A 16,482-nucleotide genomic window follows, 5' to 3' on the forward strand; every position below is an offset into this window, starting at 1 on the left:
AAAAAACCCGGCCTGGGCCGGGTTTTTCAGAAGCCGATGCTTACGCAGTGAAAGCCTTGCCTTCGAACTGCTCAGCCACGAACTTCCAGTTGACCAGGTTCCAGAACGCCTCGACATACTTAGGACGCACGTTACGGTAGTCAATGTAGTAAGCGTGTTCCCACACGTCGCACGTCAGCAGCGGGGTGTCACCGCTGGTCAGCGGGTTGCCGGCACCGATGGTGCTGGCCAGCGCCAGGGAACCGTCAGCCTTTTTCACCAGCCAGCCCCAACCCGAACCGAAAGTGCCCACCGACGTCTTGGTGAACTCTTCCTTGAACGTGTCGAACGAACCGAACGCGGCGTTGATGGCCTCAGCCAACGAACCGGTAGGCTGGCCGCCAGCGTTTGGCGCCAGGCAGTTCCAGTAGAAAGTGTGGTTCCAGACCTGAGCGGCGTTGTTGAAGATACCACCCGAAGAAGTCTTGACGATCTCTTCCAGGGTCTTGCCTTCGAACTCGGTGCCTGGCACCAGGTTGTTCAGGTTCACGACATAGGTGTTGTGGTGCTTGTCGTGGTGGAACTCCAGAGTTTCCTTGGAAATGTGCGGCTGCAGGGCATCGTGGGCGTAAGGCAGCGGCGGCAATTCAAAAGCCATGGTGATTCTCCTAATCAGGTCTGTTGCGGTGAGCGCAAGGCCGATCACGGGCGGCCGGAATGCATCGGCGAGTTTTTACTCTTTGCGACGCAGGTTCGGGATCATAGCACCGGGCCCCGCCCTAAACCACGCAACAAGTGTATGGAATAGAGGTTCCAGAGCCCTTGCGCGCACCAGACGAACGGATCAGCCAAACGCCAGCTGCGCTGCCACCGCAAACATCATCACCGCCACCATCAGGTCCAGCAGGCGCCAGGTGCTCGGCCGCGCCAGCCACGGCGCCAGCCAGGCCGCACCCAGCGCCAGGGTGAAGAACCACACCAGTGAAGCACTCGCCGCCCCCGCGACGTAGGCCCCCGGCACGCTCTGCTGAGCCCCGAGCGAGCCGATCAGCAAGACCGTGTCGAGGTAGACGTGGGGGTTGAGCAAGGTCACCGCCAAGGCACTGAGCAGCACCGCACGGCGTGAACGCTGGCCCTGGCCCTCACCCTGTTGCAGGCTCTGCTGTGAACAGGCGCGCCGCAATGCCTTGCTGCCATACCAGAGCAGAAACACCACGCCGCCCCAGCGCGCCACCGCCAGCAAGGTGGGGTTCTGCGCCAGTACCGTGGCCAGCCCGAACACGCCCAGCGCTACCAGCACCGCATCACAGAAGACGCACAGTGCCGCCACCGGCAGATGGTGCTCGCGACGCAGGCTCTGGGCCAGGACGAAGGCGTTCTGGGTACCGATCGCCATGATCAGTCCAAAGGCGACCAGCAGGCCGTTGAGATAGCTTTGCCACATGGGAGGCGCTCCGCAGGGCAGCCCTTTCGGCCGCCGTAAAGACAGTGAGAATGCTGGCCATTGTGGTGGGCATGGATGTATAAGAAAAACCAATAGACATCATCTGGCATTAGGAAAACTGATGTTCGACTACAAGTTGCTCTCGGCCCTTGCCGCCGTGATCGAACAAGCGGGGTTCGAGCGTGGCGCGCAACTGCTCGGCCTGTCGCAGTCGGCGATCTCGCAGCGCATCAAGCTGCTCGAAGCGCGGGTCGGACAGCCGGTGCTGGTGCGCGCCAACCCGCCCACGCCCACCGAGATCGGCAGGCGCCTGCTCAACCATGTGCAGCAGGTGCGTCTGCTGGAGCGTGATCTGCAGCGCCAGGTGCCGGCACTGGACGAAGAGGGGCTGCCCGAGCGCCTGCGTGTGGCGCTCAATGCCGATAGCCTGGCGACCTGGTGGGCGGACGCGGTGGGTGAGTTCTGCGCCCGCGAGCAGGTGTTGCTGGACCTGGTGGTAGAAGACCAGGAGGTTGGCCTGAAACGCATGCGCGCCGGCGAAGTGGCCGCCTGCCTGTGCGCCAGCGAACGCCCGGTGGCCGGCGCGCGCAGCGAACTGCTGGGGGCGATGCGCTATCGGGCACTGGCCAGCCCGGCGTTCATGGCACGCAACTTCCCCGACGGCGTGGAGGTGGCGCGCCTGGCCCGCACCCCGGCGCTGGTGTTCGGCCCGGATGATTTCCTGCAGCACCGCTACCTGGCGTCACTGGGCGTAAATGGTGGGTTTCTGCACCACCTGTGCCCGTCCTCGGAAGGCTTCCTGCGCCTGACCGAGGCGGGCCTGGGCTGGGGCCTGGTGCCGGAATTGCAGGTGCGCGAGCAGTTGGCCAGCGGGCGCCTGGTGGAAATTCTGGCGGATAAGCCCATCGACGTGCCGCTGTACTGGCATCATTGGCGCAATGGCGGGCAATTGCTGGGGCAGCTCACCGATCATCTGCGGCGCAGTGCCGGTAGCTGGTTGGTGCCGTGGTCCGGTTTGCCGGCGTCTGCACCATCTGGAAACAACGAGTAGGCGGAGTGCTTCATGCGAATTCTGGTCACCGGCGCGAGCGGCTTCATCGGCGGGCGCTTTGCGCGCTTTGCCCTGGAGCAGGGCCTGGAGGTGCGCGTCAATGGCCGGCGCGCCGAAGGCGTCGAGCACCTGGTGCGCCGCGGGGCACAGTTCATCCCCGGCGACCTGGGCGACCCTGAGCTGGCCCGGCGCGTCTGCCAGGGCATCGACACGGTGGTGCATTGCGCCGGTGCCGCGGGGCACTGGGGGCGTTATCAGGATTTTCACCAGGGCAATGTGGTGGTCACCGAGAACGTGGTCGAGGCTTGCCTGAAGGAACACGTGCGCCGCCTGGTGCACCTGTCTTCGCCGTCGATCTATTTCAACGGGCGCTCACGCCTGGGCATCACCGAAGAGCAGGTGCCGCGCCGTCTGCATGACGCCTACGCGACCACCAAGTACCTGGCCGAACAGAAGGTCTTCGGCGCCCAGGAGTTCGGCCTGGAGGTGCTGGCGCTGCGCCCGCGCTTCGTCACCGGTGCCGGGGATGCAAGCCTCTTCCCGCGGCTGTTGCAGATGCAGCGCAAGCGGCGCCTGGCGATTGTCGGCAACGGTTTGAACAAGGTCGACTTCACCAGCGTGCAGAACCTCAACCAGGCCCTGCTTGGCGCAATCATGGCCGGCAACGAGGCGCTCGGCCAGGCCTACAACATCAGCAACGGTCAGCCACAGCCGCTGTGGGACGTGATCAATTATGTGATGCGCGGCCTGGACCTGGCGCAGGTCACGCGCTACCGCGGCTACGGCCTGGCCTACACCCTGGGGGCGTTGAACGAAGGCGCCTGCCTGCTGTGGCCGGGGCGCCCGCAGCCCAGCCTGTCACGCCTGGCGGTGCAACTGATGCACAAGGATTTCACCCTCGACATCAGCCGCGCCCGTCAGCAACTCGACTACCGGCCACAGGTCAGCGTGTGGTCGGCGCTGGATGAATTCTGCGGTTGGTGGAAGGCCCAGCAGGGCGGTCACTGACTTATACTGGCGTTCATTTGCACTCACGACGGTTGATCCATGCGCAACGATGCTCACGACGATTTCGATGATGTACCCAGCCTAAAGGCCGGTGGTCGCGGTGACGATGATTTCGAGCCAGCAACCAGCACGCGGGCAACCGCCGTGCGCGGTGGCCAGCGCAAGCCGGCGGCCACCGGGCCGTTGTGGGCGCTGGTGGGGGCGTCCTTCATTGCCCTGGCCGGGCTCGGCTGGTGGAGCTTCCAGCAGATTTCGCTGATGGAGCAGCAACTGGTGGCTACCCAGGAAAGCTTCGCGCGCATCAGCGAGGATGCGGCCGGGCGCCTGCAGGACATCAGCGGCAAGGTGGCGGCCAGCGAGTCGAACGTCAGCACCGGCAGCGAGGCGTTGAAGCTGCAGATCAGGCAGTTGCAGGCCAGCCTGGCCGAGCAGGGCAAGCAGCAGCAGGGCGTAGCCGGTCAGCAGGGTGATCTGGGCAAGCGCCTGGAACAGGCGCTGGCGCAGGTCAGCGAGCAGCAGGCGACCAATGCGCAGTTGCAGGCGCAGCTCAAGGCTGTGGCCACCGAGTTGACCGCGGTGAAAGCAGCGCAGGCAGACACCGGCAAGGTGGAGGCGCAGCTCAAGGGGGTGTCGGCGGAGCTTGCCGCGTTGAAGAAGCAGGGTGATCCGAGCGCAGCGATTCAACGCCTGGAACAGGACCTGATCGTGCTCAAGAGCGAGCAGGAGAATCGCCCGGCGACGGCACCGGCTGCAGCGGGTGGGGCGTCGACGGCGGAGTTCGATGCGTTTCGCGGTCAGGTGACGCGCAACATCAGTACCTTACAGAGCCAGGTGCAGAACCTGCAGCAGCAGATCAACGCCAAGCCCTGAGATTGGGCTGCTGTGCAGCCCTTCGCTGGCAAGCCAGCTCCCACAGGGATATCAGTGCCTTGCAGATTGGCACTTTTCCTGTGGGAGCTGGCTTGCCAGCGAAGGGGCCCGAGTTACATCACGGGATAGTCGATATACCCCACCGGTCCCTTGGCATAGAAGGTCTCTGGCCGAGGTTCGTTCAACGGTGCATCTGCCCTCAGGCGCGCCGGCAGGTCCGGGTTGGCAATGAACGGTACGCCAAATGCCACCGCATCGGCCGTGCCATCGGCAAGCGCCGCATTCGAGCTGGCCTTGTCAAAACGCTCATTGACGATGTAAGGCCCGCCAAACGCTGCCTTGATCAACGGTCCGATGCTGTCGCCCGCCTGCTTTTCGCGTGAGCAGATGAACGCGATACCGCGCTTGCCCAACTCGCGCGCCACATAGGTGAACGTCTCGGTGAGGTCGGCATCGCCCATGTCATGCAGGTCGGCCCGTGGCGACAGATGCACGCCCACGCGCTGTGCGCCCCACACCTCGATCACCGCATCGGTGACTTCCAGCAGCAGGCGCGCACGGTTTTCCAGCGAGCCGCCATACAGGTCGCTGCGCTGGTTGGTGCTGCTCTGCAGGAACTGGTCGAGCAGGTAGCCGTTGGCCGCGTGCACCTCGACCCCATCGAACCCGGCTGCCTTGGCGTTCTCGGCACCGGTACGGTAGGCGTCGACGATGTCGGCGATTTCGGCGGTTTCCAGTGCACGCGGGGTGTCGAAACCGGTGATCGGGCGCACCAGGTTCACATGCCCCTTGGGTTGGATGGCACTCGGCGCCACCGGGGCCTCGCCATTGAGGTACATGGGGTGGGAAATGCGCCCCACGTGCCACAGTTGCAGGAAGATGCGCCCGCCCGCGCCGTGTACCGCCCGGGTCACGTTGGTCCAGCCACGTACCTGGTCGTTGGACCAGATGCCCGGCGTGTCGGGGTAGCCGACGCCCATCGGGGTCACCGAGGTGGCCTCGCTGAGGATCAGGCCGGCGCTGGCACGTTGCACGTAGTACTCGGCCATCAGCGCGTTGGGTACTCGGCCTTCATCGGCCCGGCAACGGGTCAGCGGGGCCATGATGATGCGGTTGGGCAGCGTGAGGTCGCCCAGGGTGATCGGATCGAAAAGCGTCGTCATGTGCGTGAACCTCGTGGCAATCAATGGGGGGCAGGCGCCAGTTCGGCTTTGCCGCCGCCCTGGCTGAAGGTGACAAGGGTGACGATCAGCGCCAGCACGGCCAGCGCCGCCGCTGCCAGGGGCACGCGGGTCAGGCCCAGGCCGTGGTCGATCACGCTGCCGCCGACCCAGGCGCCCAGCGCATTGCCCAGGTTGAAGGCACCGATGTTGAGGGTCGACACCAGGTTGGGCGCAGCCTTGCCGACGCTCACCACGTTGACCTGCAGGGCCGGCACGGCTGCGAACGCGGCGGTGGCCCAGAGGAACAGTGTGATCTCGGTCGGGATCAGCGCACTGCTGGTCCAGCTCAGGGCGGTGCAGATGATCGCCATGGCGGCGAACACGCCCACCAGGGTTGCGCCCAGGCGACGGTCGGCCAGCTTGCCGCCGAGGATGTTGCCCAGGGTCAGGCCCACACCGATCAGCAGCAGGGTCCAGGTCACGCCGCGTGGCGATACCCCGGTGACGTCGCCCAGCAGCGGCGCGACGTAGGTGAACAGGGCGAACATGGAGGCCGAGAACAGCACGGTCATCGACAGCGACAGCCAGATCCCGGCGCCCTTGAGTGCGGCAAGCTCGGCACGCAGGTCGAGTTTTTCTTCGTCGCGCTTGACCGGCAGGTAGCGAATCAGGCCGATCAAGGCGACCACACCGATCACGGTCACTGCCCAGAACGTCGAGCGCCAGCCGTACACCTGGCCCAGCGCGGTGCCCAGCGGCACGCCCAGCACGTTGGCCAGGGTCAGGCCGGTGAACATCAGGGCCACGGCCGAGGCGCGGCGGTTGGCCGGTACCAGGTTGGCCGCCACCACCGAGCCGATGCCGAAGAAGGCGCCGTGGCACAGTGCGGTGACGACCCGGGCGAACATCAGCACGTTGTAGTCACTGGCCAGGGCGCACAGCAGGTTGCCGACGATGAACACCCCCATCAACGCCACCAGCGCGGCCTTGCGTGGCAGGCGCGCAGTGGCCAGCGCCATGAACGGCGCGCCGATGGCCACGCCCAGCGCGTAGCCGGTCACCAGCCAGCCGGCACCGGGGATCGACACACCAAGGTCCATTGCCACTTCTGGCAGCAGGCCCATGATGACGAACTCGGTGGTGCCGATGGCAAAGGCGCTGAGCGCCAGTATCAAGAGGGAAAGGGGCATTGCAAGGTCCTTTGTCAGAGCGCTTGGCTCATCTGCTCGAGGAAGGCCTGGATGGTCTGCTCGTTGCGTTTGAAGAAGTGCCACTGGCCGATCTTCTGGCTGCTGATCAGCCCCGCGCGCTGCAAGGTGGCCAGGTGGGCAGAGACAGTGGACTGCGACAGGCCGCAGCGCTGGTCGATCTGCCCGGCACACACCCCGTTCTCGGTGCTGTGATGCTGGTCGGGGAAGCTGGCGTGCGGGTCTTTCAACCAGTTGAGGATTTCTCGCCGTACTGGGTGGGCCAGGGCTTTTATTATTTCGTCGAGATCAAGAGGCATGGGTGGGCTCGTGGTGGTGTAACGCTATATCGCGATGGGGCGAAATATAAATCGCCATTTCGCGATATACAAATATGAAGAGGTTCTAGGCACTGCGTAAATCGCTATATCGGGTTATAACGATATTCGTCTGCCCGGTGCTAGACTGCCGCCTATGAACTATCTCGCACACCTTCACCTGGGCGGACAACTGCCCGAACAACTGCTTGGCAGCCTGTATGGCGATTTCGTCAAAGGGCCGCTGGAGGGGCGCTTTTCGCTGCCTCTGGAAGCCGCGATCCGTCTGCACCGGCAGATCGATGTGTACACCGACAGCCACCCGCTGGTGCTGGCCGCGCTGGCACGTTTCCCGCGTGAGCGGCGGCGCTATGCCGGGATCATCCTGGATGTGTTTTTCGACCACTGCCTGGCGCTGCATTGGCAGGACTACGCCGAGCAGCCCCTGCACCAGTTCACCGGGCGGGTGTACCAGGTGCTGGCCGCGCAGCCCGACCTGCCCGGGCGCCTGGCGCAGATCGCGCCGCACATGGCGGCGCACGACTGGTTGGGGTCGTACCGTGAGTTCGAGGTGCTCGAACAGGTGTTCAAGGGTATCGCCCGGCGCCTGTCACGCCCCGAAGGCATGGCCGGGGCGATGGGCGAAGTCGAGGCGCTGTATGGGCCGCTGATGGAGGATTTCCAGCACTTCTATCCCGAACTGCAGGCGTTTGCGCTGCAGGCTCAGGCGGCCTTGGCGCGCCGCTGAGGCAGGCTCACCGGTTCGGCGCCGAACAGGGTGGCATGGATCGCCAACTGGGCCTTGACCGCCAGTGCTGCGCGCTCCTGGCCTGCACTGGGAATGGGTTCGAGCAAGTGGATCTCGACCTCGCTGCAGTCGCTGGCTAACAGGCGCATCAGGTGCGACAGCAGGTCATCGTCGCCGACGAACGGTGCAATCGGATTGAGCTTGCCATCACGCAGGTAGCGCACCGCCACCGGTTGCAACGGCGTGCCGGTGTCGATCGCGCTGGCCAGCAGACGCCCGTGGAAGGTGCGCAGGCTATGGCCGTCGGTGGTGGTGCCTTCAGGGAAGATCAGCACCGGGCAGGCCTGTTGCAAGTGCTGGCTGATCTGCGTGCGCAGCAGTTGGCTGTCGCCACCGCCACGGCGGATGAACAGTGTGCCGGCCTTGAGTGCAAGCCAGCCGGCCACCGGCCAGTGGCGCACTTCGGCCTTGGACAGGAACGACAGCGGGGTGAGCATGCCCAGCAACGGGATGTCGGTCCACGACACATGGTTGCTGACCCACAGCATCGGCTGCTGTGGGCGTGCACCGATCACGCGGACGTTGAAGGGCAGGGCGTTGCCCAGGCGTGCCATGAACCGTTGCGACCAGCGCTGGCGCCGGTCGGTGGGGGTGTGCAGGTGCAGGCGTTCGAACAGGCTGAACAGGGTGGCCATGCCCAGCCCGTAGGCCACCACCAGCAATACCCGCACAATGCGCGCGCAGACGCGCAGACGCTGCATCACACCGCCGCCTTGAAGTGGCGGGCGTAGCGCGGGCACAGCTCGTCGCGCTTGAGCAGGATGAACACGTCAGCGACCTGGAAGTCTTCGTCCCAGCACGGCTCGCCGCAGATCTTCGCGCCCAGGCGCATGTAGGCCTTGAGCAGCGGCGGCAGCTCGGCGATGACGTTGTTCGCCAGCGCCAGGCTGGGCAGCGGCTTCCTCGGTTCGGCGCGCAGGTGCTCGGTGCACAGGTAGCGTTCACGCAGGCGCTGCATGATCGCGTGGGCCTGCACACCGCCGTCCTGCATGGGAATGCTGGCGCAGCCCATCAGGTAGCTGTAGCGGCCTTCGTTGAGCACTTCGGCAAGCTCGCCCCACAGCACCGCGATGGTGCCGCCGTTGCGGTAGGCCGGGTCGACGCAGGTGCGCCCCAGTTCCAGGATCGGGCCTTGCAGGTGGCCAAGGCCATGCAGGCTGAATTCCTCTTCGCTGTAGAAGCGCCCCAGGCTGCTGGCGGCCTGGTGGTCGAGCAGGCGGGTGGTGGCGACCAGGCGACCCGTAGTCAGGTCACGTACGCCGATATGCTGGCAATGGATGTCGTAGTCGTCCATGTCCAGGCCGTGTTCGGCGCCTTTGAGCTTGGCCTTGAATTCAGCGCTGAACACGTTGTAACGCAACGCCTGGGCTTCGTGCAGGGCGGCGGAGCCGACCAGTCGTTCGGCGTGCAGACGGCGTTCGGTACGGGTGTCGCCAGAGCATGCGGTCCGGGTCATTGCGAGTCTCCATAAGCCAGCCATGGGGTTGCGGCCGGTCGACTTTGTTGTGCAAGCTCAGCCTAGGTAGACGCGGTGTCACCCCCATGAAGCTTTGGTGATGCTTGTATGACAGCCCCCGAGGAGCGCTCCGATGACTTGGCTGCAACGACTCAACGACCCCATCACCCAGCCATTGCAGGGCAGCCTGGGCGACACCTATGCCAGCCTGTTGCAGCACCTGGGCAGCGTCACCCCGTTCGAGCTGGCAGTGCTTGGCGGGCAGGCGCTGCCTAGCCCGGGGCTGGCTTTTCTGGTGGGCTACCAGGCTGCCTTGCGCGTCCTGTGGCCCAGTGCTCCGGCGGGCCTGGGCGCACTGTGCGCCAGCGAGGGGCACAGCGTGCGCCCGGCCGACATGGGCATGCGCCTGGAGGTGGAGGCGTTGCGCCTGAGTGGCAGCAAGGACTTCGTCACCGCGGGCCTGGAGGCCGACTGGCTGCTGGTGGCGGCACGCTGCGAGGCGGTGGGCGAGGCGCCGCAGGTGAGCCTGACCGTGGTGTATCCGGGCGAGCCTGGCGTGCAGCTCACGCCGCTGCCTGCCCTGGCGTTGATGCCCGACGTCGGACATGCGCGGTTGCAGCTGGATCAGGCCTTGTGCGAGCGCCTGGCCGGGGATGGCTGGGATGCCTATGTCAAACCGTTCCGCGCGTTGGAAGACCTGTATGTGTTGAGTGCCGTGGTGGCCTGGCTGTATGGGGTCGGCCGTGCCAATGGCTGGCCGCAGGGGGTGCAGTTGCGCCTGATCGGTCTGCTGGCAGGCTGTGCCGAGGGCAGCCGCCAGTGTGCTGATGCGCAGGCTTTCCATTTGCTGCTGGGTGGCCTGTTCGCGCAGTTCTCGCAATTGGGTGATGAACTCGCCCGGGCACTGGCGGATACCTGCGGCCCGTATGCCGAACTGTGGCAACGCGACCAGGGCATCCTGCAGATCGCCAGTGGTGCTCGGGCCAAGCGCCTGGCCAAGGCCTGGGCCAACGCCGGATTGTCATGAAGCGCTGCCAGGCTGGGCAGATTCACAGCCACGGGTAGCGGGCATGGGCAAGGCGGCGGTGTTGCTGGGTGTGCTGGTCAGTGGCTGGGCGATGCTGGCCACGGCGGCAGAGGCCACGCCGACGGCGCTGGAGCCGGTGCAGGCCTATGCCTTTGCGCCGCGCAACGAGCAGACCCGCGCCGGGGTGCGCACCGACGCACTGCTGGTGATGCGCGACGGGCGCATCGTGTATGAACGCTACGCGCCGCCCACCACCGTGAGCACCGCGCACCTGACCTGGTCGATCAGCAAGAGCGTGCTGGCCACGCTGCTGGGGGTGGCCTTCGGTGAGGGGCGCTTCGCCCTCGACGATCCGGTCGCCAGGTTCTATCCGCCCATGCAGGCTCACCCGCAGGTGCGCATGCGCGACCTGCTGCACTGGGCCAGTGGGCTGCAATGGCAGGAAGACTACGAATACGCCCCGCTGAAGTCGTCGGTGGTGGCGATGCTGTACACCGGCGGGCACACCGACATGGCGGCCTTCACCGCCGCACAGCCCGCTGTGGCTGCGCCCGGTGAGCGCTTTGTCTACTCCAGCGGCGACAGCAATGTGCTGGCGGCGGCGCTCAAGGGCATGCTGGAGGCGCCGGGGTATGCAGCCTATCCCTGGCACGCCCTGTTCGCGCCGCTGGGTATCGAACGTGCGGTGTGGGAGCAGGATGGCGCGGGCACCTTTGTCGGCTCCTCCTACCTGTACCTGACCGCCCGCGACCTGGCGCGCATCGGCCAGTTGATGCTGGACGATGGCCGCTGGCAGGGGCGACAACTGCTGCCGGCAGCGTGGGTGGCGTTCAATCGCAGGGCGTTCACCCAGGCAGATGCGCAACCTGGCGAGGCCACACCTGGAGGGCACTGGTGGCTCAATCGGCCCGTGGCGGGAGGCGTGCGGCCCTGGCCCGATGCGCCGGCCGACACCTTCGCAGCCCTCGGCCACTGGGGGCAGGCCCTGTACGTGCTGCCCACGCAACGGCTGGTGATTGTGCGCTATGGCGATGACCGCGATGGCAGCTATCAGCACAACGAGTTGCTCAAGCGGGTGCTGGCAGCCGTCGCCGGGGCCGCGCCATGAAGCGCGTGTTGCTGGTGCTGCTTGTGCTGGCAGGGGGGTGGGCCTGGCATGAGCGCGCCGCGCTGGGTGCGTTCCCGGCGATCCTCAGTGCCTACTCGGCCAAGGAGTACTGCTCGTGTCGCTACGTGATGGGGTTCGATGGCGAGTACTGCCGCGCCTATGTGACGCAATACCTGCCGTTGTCCGGGCTGCAGGACGACCCGGCGTCACGCCGGGTCAGTGCCCAGGGGCTGGGGCGCAGCCATGTCGCCGTGTGGCTGGGCCCGCGTACAGGCTGTCGCTTGCTGCCATGAAGGCAGGCGGGTAAGGTTGGCGGCTTTACCCCGTTCAGGATTCTGCATGTTCAGTCTGCCCCGTATTCTTCTCGCCCTGCTGGCCCTGGCGAGCCTGCCTGCCCAGGCCAACTGGCACCTGGACGGCGAGTCGTCGCGCCTGTCGTTCATCACCAGCAAGAACGGCAATGTGTCTGAAGTGCACCGCTTCCTGGTGCTGCATGGCAAGGTCGATCGCAAGGGCGCGGCCGAGCTGCAGATCGAGATGGACTCGGTCAATACCGGTATCCCGCTGCGTGACGAACGCATGCGCAACGAGCTGTTCGAGGTTGTCAAATTCCCTGACGCCACCATCCAGGCGCAGATCGACCTGCGTCCGATCAATGACCTGGCCAATGGTGCCCAGGTCGAGCTGCGCTTGCCGGTCGTCGTCAGCCTGCACGGCAAGAAGCACAGCTATAACGCACAATTGCTGGCAACCCGGCTGGACGAACGGCGCTTCCAGGTGGTGACGCTCGAACCGTTGGTGCTGAGCGCCGACCATTTCGACCTGGTGCCCGGCTTGAACATGCTGCAGAAACTGGCGGGGCTGAAGTCGATCAATCTGTCGGTGCCGGTGGGTGCGGTACTGATCTTCACGGCGCGCTGACATGGCCGGGCCGGTGTTCCCCTGGCGTGCCGGCAATCAATTCGAACTGCTGATCGACGGCCCGGCGTTCTTCCCACGCATGCTGCTGGCGATCGTGCGTGCCGAGCATCAGGTCGACCTTGAGTTGTACCTGGTCGAGGCCGGTGCCTGTGCCGAGGCGCTGGTGCAGGCACTGGTGCAGGCGGCCGAGCGTGGCGTGCAGGTGCGCTGCCTGTTCGACGATTACGGTTCGCTGGCCTTTACCTTGAGCCTGCGCCAGCGCCTGCAGGCGGCCGGGGTGGAACTGCGCTGGTACAACCGCCTGCGCTGGCGCCGCGGGCTGCGCAACCTGTACCGCGACCACCGCAAATTGCTGCTGGTCGATCAGGCGTGGGCGGTGGTGGGTGGCACCGGGGTCACCGACCAGTTCTGGACGCCGGGCGAAGACGTCAGCGAATGGCACGAGGTGATGGTGCAGATGCAGGGCCCGCTGGTGGCCGACTGGCAGATGCTGTTCGACCGCCAGTGGCGCTCCAACCTGCACCGTGTTGCCTGGCGCCCGCCGACCCATTTCGGTCTGGCCCACCTGCCGCGGGTGCCGGTCAGTGGGCCGGGGCTCGGCCGGGTGGCCTACGCCGATGCCCGCCAGCACCGCGACATCCTGCAATCGCTGGTACGTGCCCTGATCAGCAGCAAGCGGCGCATCTGGCTGGCCACGCCGTATTTCCTGCCCACCTGGAAAGTTCGCCGTGCGCTGCGCCGGGCGGCGGCGCAGGGTATCGACGTGCGCCTGCTGCTGACCGGGCCGCGCACCGATCATCCTTCGGTGCGCTATGCCGGCCATCGCTATTACCCGCGGCTGTTGCGCGCCGGGGTGAAGATCTTCGAGTACCAGCCGTGTTTCCTGCACCTGAAGATGGTGGTGGTGGACGACTGGGTGAGCATTGGTTCGTGCAACTTCGACCACTGGAACCTGCGCTTCAATCTGGAGGCCAATGTCGAAGCCATCGACCCGGGGCTGACGGCCGACGTGGTGGCAAGTTTCGAGCGTGACTTTGCCCAGAGCCGCCAGATCGACCTCGACGACTGGCACGCACGGCCCTTGTGGCGGCGCGTGCAGCAGCGTATCTGGGGGTGGCTGGACCGGGTGGTAGTGAACCTGCTGGACCGGCGCAACTGAGCGCCGGCGCAGGAACGAGGTGGGGCCGGTACAGGCAACAAAAAAGCGGCAAGGGATCACTCCCTTGCCGCTTCAGGCTTGGCGCTTGTAGCTCAAGCCTATTTCACTTCCACCGCCAGGCTCTGAGCAATCTTGCTCTGCCACAGCGCAGGCCCGGTGATGTGCACCGATTCGCCATTGCTGTCGACCGCAACGGTCACCGGCATGTCTTTGACGTCGAACTCGTAGATCGCTTCCATCCCCAGTTCGGCAAACGCCAGCACCTTGGACTTCTTGATCGCCTGGGCCACCAGGTAGGCAGCGCCACCCACGGCCATCAGGTACACGGCCTTGTTGTCCTTGATCGCCTCGATCGCGGTCGGGCCACGCTCGGACTTGCCGATCATGCCCAGCAGGCCGGTCTGCTCGAGGATCTGACGGGTGAACTTGTCCATCCGCGTCGCGGTGGTCGGGCCTGCCGGGCCAACCACTTCTTCGCGCACCGGATCAACCGGGCCGACGTAGTAGATGAAGCGACCCTTGAGGTCCACCGGCAGCTCTTCGCCACGGTTGAGCATCTCGACCATGCGCTTGTGCGCCGCGTCGCGACCGGTCAGCATCTTGCCGTTGAGCAGGATGGTCTCGCCCGGCTTCCAGCTCTGCACGTCTTCCGGGGTCAGGGTGTCGAGGTCGACACGGCGGGCCGACGGGCCGGCTTCCCAGACGATTTCCGGGTAGGCGTCCAGCGACGGTGCTTCCAGCTGCGCAGGGCCCGAACCGTCGAGCACGAAGTGCGCGTGACGGGTGGCGGCGCAGTTGGGGATCATGCACACCGGCAACGATGCGGCGTGGGTCGGGTAGTCCATGATCTTGACGTCGAGCACAGTGGTCAGGCCGCCCAGGCCCTGGGCACCGATACCCAGCTGGTTGACCTTGTCGAACAGCTCCAGGCGCATCTCTTCGATGCGATTCTGCGGGCCACGGGCCTTGAGCTCGTGGATGTCGATGGATTCCATCAACACTTCCTTGGCCATCACCGCGGCTTTCTCGGCGGTGCCGCCGATGCCGATGCCCAGCATGCCTGGCGGGCACCAGCCGGCGCCCATGGTTGGCACGGTCTTGAGTACCCAGTCGACGATCGAGTCGGACGGGTTGAGCATGGCCATCTTCGACTTGTTCTCGGAGCCGCCGCCCTTGGCCGCCACATCCACTTCCACGGTGTTGCCTGGGACGATGGAGTAGTGGATGACCGCCGGGGTATTGTCCTTGGTGTTCTTGCGTGCGCCTGCCGGGTCGGCCAGGATCGATGCGCGCAGGACGTTGTCCGGCAGGTTGTAGGCGCGGCGTACGCCTTCGTTGATCATGTCGTCCAGGCCCATGGTTGCGCCATCCCAGCGCACGTCCATACCAACACGCACGAACACGGTGACGATACCGGTGTCCTGGCAGATCGGCCGGTGGCCGGTGGCGCACATGCGCGAGTTGATCAGGATCTGGGCGATGGAGTCGCGTGCAGCCGGCGACTCTTCACGCAGGTAGGCCTCATGCATGGCCTGGATGAAATCAACGGGGTGGTAGTACGAAATGAACTGCAGGGCGTCGGCAACGCTCTGAATCAGGTCGTCTTGCTTGATCACGGTCATGCAGCGCGCTCCTCTTAAAGACGGGAACATTCATTAAGGCAGGGCGACGCTCACGGGCCGAGGCGTCGCCGCACCTTTCAAGGCGCGCCGACACGCAGTGGCCGACGCAAAAAAGGCGCGGCAGTATAGCGCGCATCGCTGCGCGGTACACGCGCCAGTGGTGCCCACCCAGGTCGGTTGGTCGCGGGCACCGTTTTTGCGTGGCAATTGGTCCGGGCACGCCCTACAGTGGCGGCTGCCACTATGACCGTTCGACGTGGGAGGTAGTCGATGCCGGAGATTTGCGTGGGGGAGCGTTGCTGGCCGGTGGCTGCCGGCAGCAATTTGCTCGATGCCCTCAATGAGGCCGGTGTGACGGTACCGTACAGCTGTCGTGCCGGCAGTTGCCATGCGTGCCTGGTGCGTTGCCTGGGCGGCACCCCCACTGATGCCAGCCCCGGGGCCTTGAGCGAGGATCAGCGTGCCCAGGGCTGGCGGCTGGCGTGTCAATGCCGGGTTGAGCAAGACCTGCAGGTGGCGGTATTCGACCCGCTGCGCGATGGTACGCCGGCGCGGGTGGTGGCGTTGGACTGGCTGGCCTTGGATGTGTTGCGCCTGCGCGTGCAGCCCGAGCGGGTGCTGCGTTATCAGGCTGGGCAGCACCTGGTGCTGTGGAGCGCGCAGGGCGTCGCCCGGCCGTACTCGTTGGCCAGTGTGCCGGGTGAGGACGCGTGGCTTGAATTTCACCTGGATTGCCGGCATGCGGGGGGCTTTTTGCGCTGCGGCGCGGGCGTTGCAGGTGGGTGACCTGTTGCGCCTGGGGGAGTTGCGGGGTGGTGCGCTGCATTACGATCCCGACTGGCAGGCTCGTTCGCTGTGGCTGCTGGCTGCCGGTACGGGGCTGGCGCCGTTGTGGGGGATTTTGCGTGAAGCTGTGCGCCAGGAGCATCAGGGTGCAATCAGGGTGGTGCACCTGGCGCATGACGTTGCCGGGCATTACCTGGCTGGGTCATTGGCCGAGCTTGCGAGGCGGTGCCCGCAGTTGCAGGTGGAGCTGGTGACGCCGACCGAGTTGCCGCAGGCGTTGGCCGCGTTGCGTCTGCCGTCGCGGCAGACGATTGCGCTGGCCTGTGGTTCGGCGGCCAGTGTGGAGCAGTTTGCTCGACGGATGTTTCTGGCGGGTTTGCCGCGTAACCAGCTGTTCGCGGATGTGTTTACCGGCCACGCCTGAGCTGTTGCTGTTGCTGTTGCTGTTGCTGTTGCTGTTGCTGTTGCTGTTGCTGTTGCTCGTGATCTTGATCTTGATCTTGATTTTCCGTCCCCCAGGAGGCCGAACGTAGGCGTCGTGTAGGGGGCAGGGCGTAGCCCCTTCGGCGTTAGCCG

General features: G+C 65.6%; 17 protein-coding genes and 1 pseudogene. 10 read left to right on the top strand and 8 right to left on the bottom strand.

Annotated elements, in window-relative coordinates:
* Positions 1–40 precede the first annotated feature (40 nt).
* Together KUO17_RS22080 and KUO17_RS22085 are read right to left on the bottom strand one after the other, a co-directional pair.
* Positions 41–637: a superoxide dismutase gene (locus KUO17_RS22080; RefSeq protein ID WP_217977689.1), complete on the bottom strand. Its 597-nt coding sequence runs from the start codon at positions 635–637 to the stop codon at positions 41–43.
* Positions 638–823: 186 nt separating this feature from the next.
* The gene (locus tag KUO17_RS22085; protein WP_217977690.1) at positions 824–1,423 is read right to left on the bottom strand and encodes a LysE/ArgO family amino acid transporter; all 600 of its coding nucleotides are present in this window, start codon (positions 1,421–1,423) and stop codon (positions 824–826) included.
* A 121-nt stretch (positions 1,424–1,544) separates the two neighbouring features.
* On the opposite strand from KUO17_RS22085, the gene KUO17_RS22090 reads away from it, so the two are divergent.
* From KUO17_RS22090 to KUO17_RS22100, 3 genes are read left to right on the top strand one after another with little or no spacing between them, the layout of a single operon-like run.
* Positions 1,545–2,474, top strand: a complete 930-nt coding sequence (locus KUO17_RS22090; RefSeq protein WP_217977691.1) for a LysR family transcriptional regulator ArgP — start codon at positions 1,545–1,547, stop codon at positions 2,472–2,474.
* A 12-nt stretch (positions 2,475–2,486) separates the two neighbouring features.
* Entirely contained in the window at positions 2,487–3,482 is a 996-nt protein-coding gene (locus KUO17_RS22095) for an NAD-dependent epimerase/dehydratase family protein (RefSeq protein WP_217977692.1), read from the top strand.
* Positions 3,483–3,521: 39 nt separating this feature from the next.
* On the top strand, positions 3,522–4,352 hold the full coding sequence (locus KUO17_RS22100) for an ATPase (protein ID WP_217977693.1): 831 nt from the start codon (positions 3,522–3,524) through the stop codon (positions 4,350–4,352).
* A 113-nt stretch (positions 4,353–4,465) separates the two neighbouring features.
* Here the strand turns inward: KUO17_RS22100 and KUO17_RS22105 are convergent, their stop codons facing one another.
* From KUO17_RS22105 to KUO17_RS22115, 3 genes are read right to left on the bottom strand one after another with little or no spacing between them, the layout of a single operon-like run.
* A complete protein-coding gene (locus KUO17_RS22105; RefSeq protein ID WP_217977694.1) occupies positions 4,466–5,515 on the bottom strand; it encodes an alkene reductase in 1,050 nt (349 codons plus the stop codon).
* Positions 5,516–5,535: 20 nt separating this feature from the next.
* Positions 5,536–6,705, bottom strand: a complete 1,170-nt coding sequence (locus tag KUO17_RS22110; RefSeq protein ID WP_217977698.1) for an MFS transporter — start codon at positions 6,703–6,705, stop codon at positions 5,536–5,538.
* Between the two features lie 14 nt (positions 6,706–6,719).
* Positions 6,720–7,022: an ArsR/SmtB family transcription factor gene (locus tag KUO17_RS22115; protein WP_217977699.1), complete on the bottom strand. Its 303-nt coding sequence runs from the start codon at positions 7,020–7,022 to the stop codon at positions 6,720–6,722.
* A 154-nt stretch (positions 7,023–7,176) separates the two neighbouring features.
* Here KUO17_RS22115 and KUO17_RS22120 point away from each other — a divergent pair, with 154 nt between their 5' ends.
* Positions 7,177–7,767, top strand: coding sequence for an acyl carrier protein phosphodiesterase (locus KUO17_RS22120; RefSeq protein ID WP_217977700.1), 591 nt, complete (start codon positions 7,177–7,179; stop codon positions 7,765–7,767).
* Here the strand turns inward: KUO17_RS22120 and KUO17_RS22125 are convergent.
* Positions 7,743–8,528, bottom strand: a complete 786-nt coding sequence (locus KUO17_RS22125; protein ID WP_217977701.1) for a lysophospholipid acyltransferase family protein — start codon at positions 8,526–8,528, stop codon at positions 7,743–7,745. The genes KUO17_RS22120 and KUO17_RS22125 overlap by 25 nt on opposite strands.
* Positions 8,528–9,283 (bottom strand): L-ornithine N(alpha)-acyltransferase, encoded by a 756-nt coding sequence (gene olsB, locus KUO17_RS22130; protein ID WP_217977702.1) that lies wholly within the window; start codon positions 9,281–9,283, stop codon positions 8,528–8,530. The genes KUO17_RS22125 and olsB overlap by 1 nt, the downstream gene beginning before the upstream one ends.
* A gap of 133 nt (positions 9,284–9,416) precedes the next feature.
* On the opposite strand from olsB, the gene KUO17_RS22135 reads away from it, so the two are divergent.
* The 5 genes from KUO17_RS22135 (at position 9,417) to KUO17_RS22155 (ending at position 13,498) form a co-directional block, all read left to right on the top strand.
* On the top strand, positions 9,417–10,310 hold the full coding sequence (locus KUO17_RS22135) for an acyl-CoA dehydrogenase middle domain-containing protein (RefSeq protein ID WP_217977703.1): 894 nt from the start codon (positions 9,417–9,419) through the stop codon (positions 10,308–10,310).
* 91 nt (positions 10,311–10,401) lie between these two features.
* Positions 10,402–11,418, top strand: coding sequence for a serine hydrolase domain-containing protein (locus tag KUO17_RS22140; protein ID WP_279648836.1), 1,017 nt, complete (start codon positions 10,402–10,404; stop codon positions 11,416–11,418).
* Positions 11,415–11,711 carry an amidase gene (locus KUO17_RS22145; protein WP_217977706.1) on the top strand — a complete coding sequence of 99 codons (297 nt, stop codon included), beginning with the start codon at positions 11,415–11,417 and terminating at the stop codon, positions 11,709–11,711. Before KUO17_RS22140 ends, KUO17_RS22145 begins: the two co-directional genes overlap by 4 nt.
* A 46-nt stretch (positions 11,712–11,757) precedes the next feature.
* Entirely contained in the window at positions 11,758–12,339 is a 582-nt protein-coding gene (locus tag KUO17_RS22150; RefSeq protein WP_217977707.1) for a YceI family protein, read from the top strand.
* A 1-nt stretch (position 12,340) separates the two neighbouring features.
* A complete protein-coding gene (locus tag KUO17_RS22155) occupies positions 12,341–13,498 on the top strand; it encodes a phospholipase D-like domain-containing protein (RefSeq protein WP_217977708.1) in 1,158 nt (385 codons plus the stop codon).
* 98 nt (positions 13,499–13,596) lie between these two features.
* Here KUO17_RS22155 and KUO17_RS22160 read toward each other — a convergent pair whose 3' ends face one another.
* The gene (locus KUO17_RS22160; protein ID WP_217977710.1) at positions 13,597–15,120 is read right to left on the bottom strand and encodes a fumarate hydratase; all 1,524 of its coding nucleotides are present in this window, start codon (positions 15,118–15,120) and stop codon (positions 13,597–13,599) included.
* A gap of 270 nt (positions 15,121–15,390) precedes the next feature.
* Between KUO17_RS22160 and KUO17_RS22165 the strand changes: the two are divergent.
* Positions 15,391–16,330: pseudogene (locus KUO17_RS22165) on the top strand (iron-sulfur-binding ferredoxin reductase).
* The last annotated feature ends 152 nt before the right edge of the window (positions 16,331–16,482 follow it).

Source organism: Pseudomonas aegrilactucae, assembly GCF_019168305.1.
Lineage (GTDB): Bacteria > Pseudomonadota > Gammaproteobacteria > Pseudomonadales > Pseudomonadaceae > Aquipseudomonas > Aquipseudomonas aegrilactucae.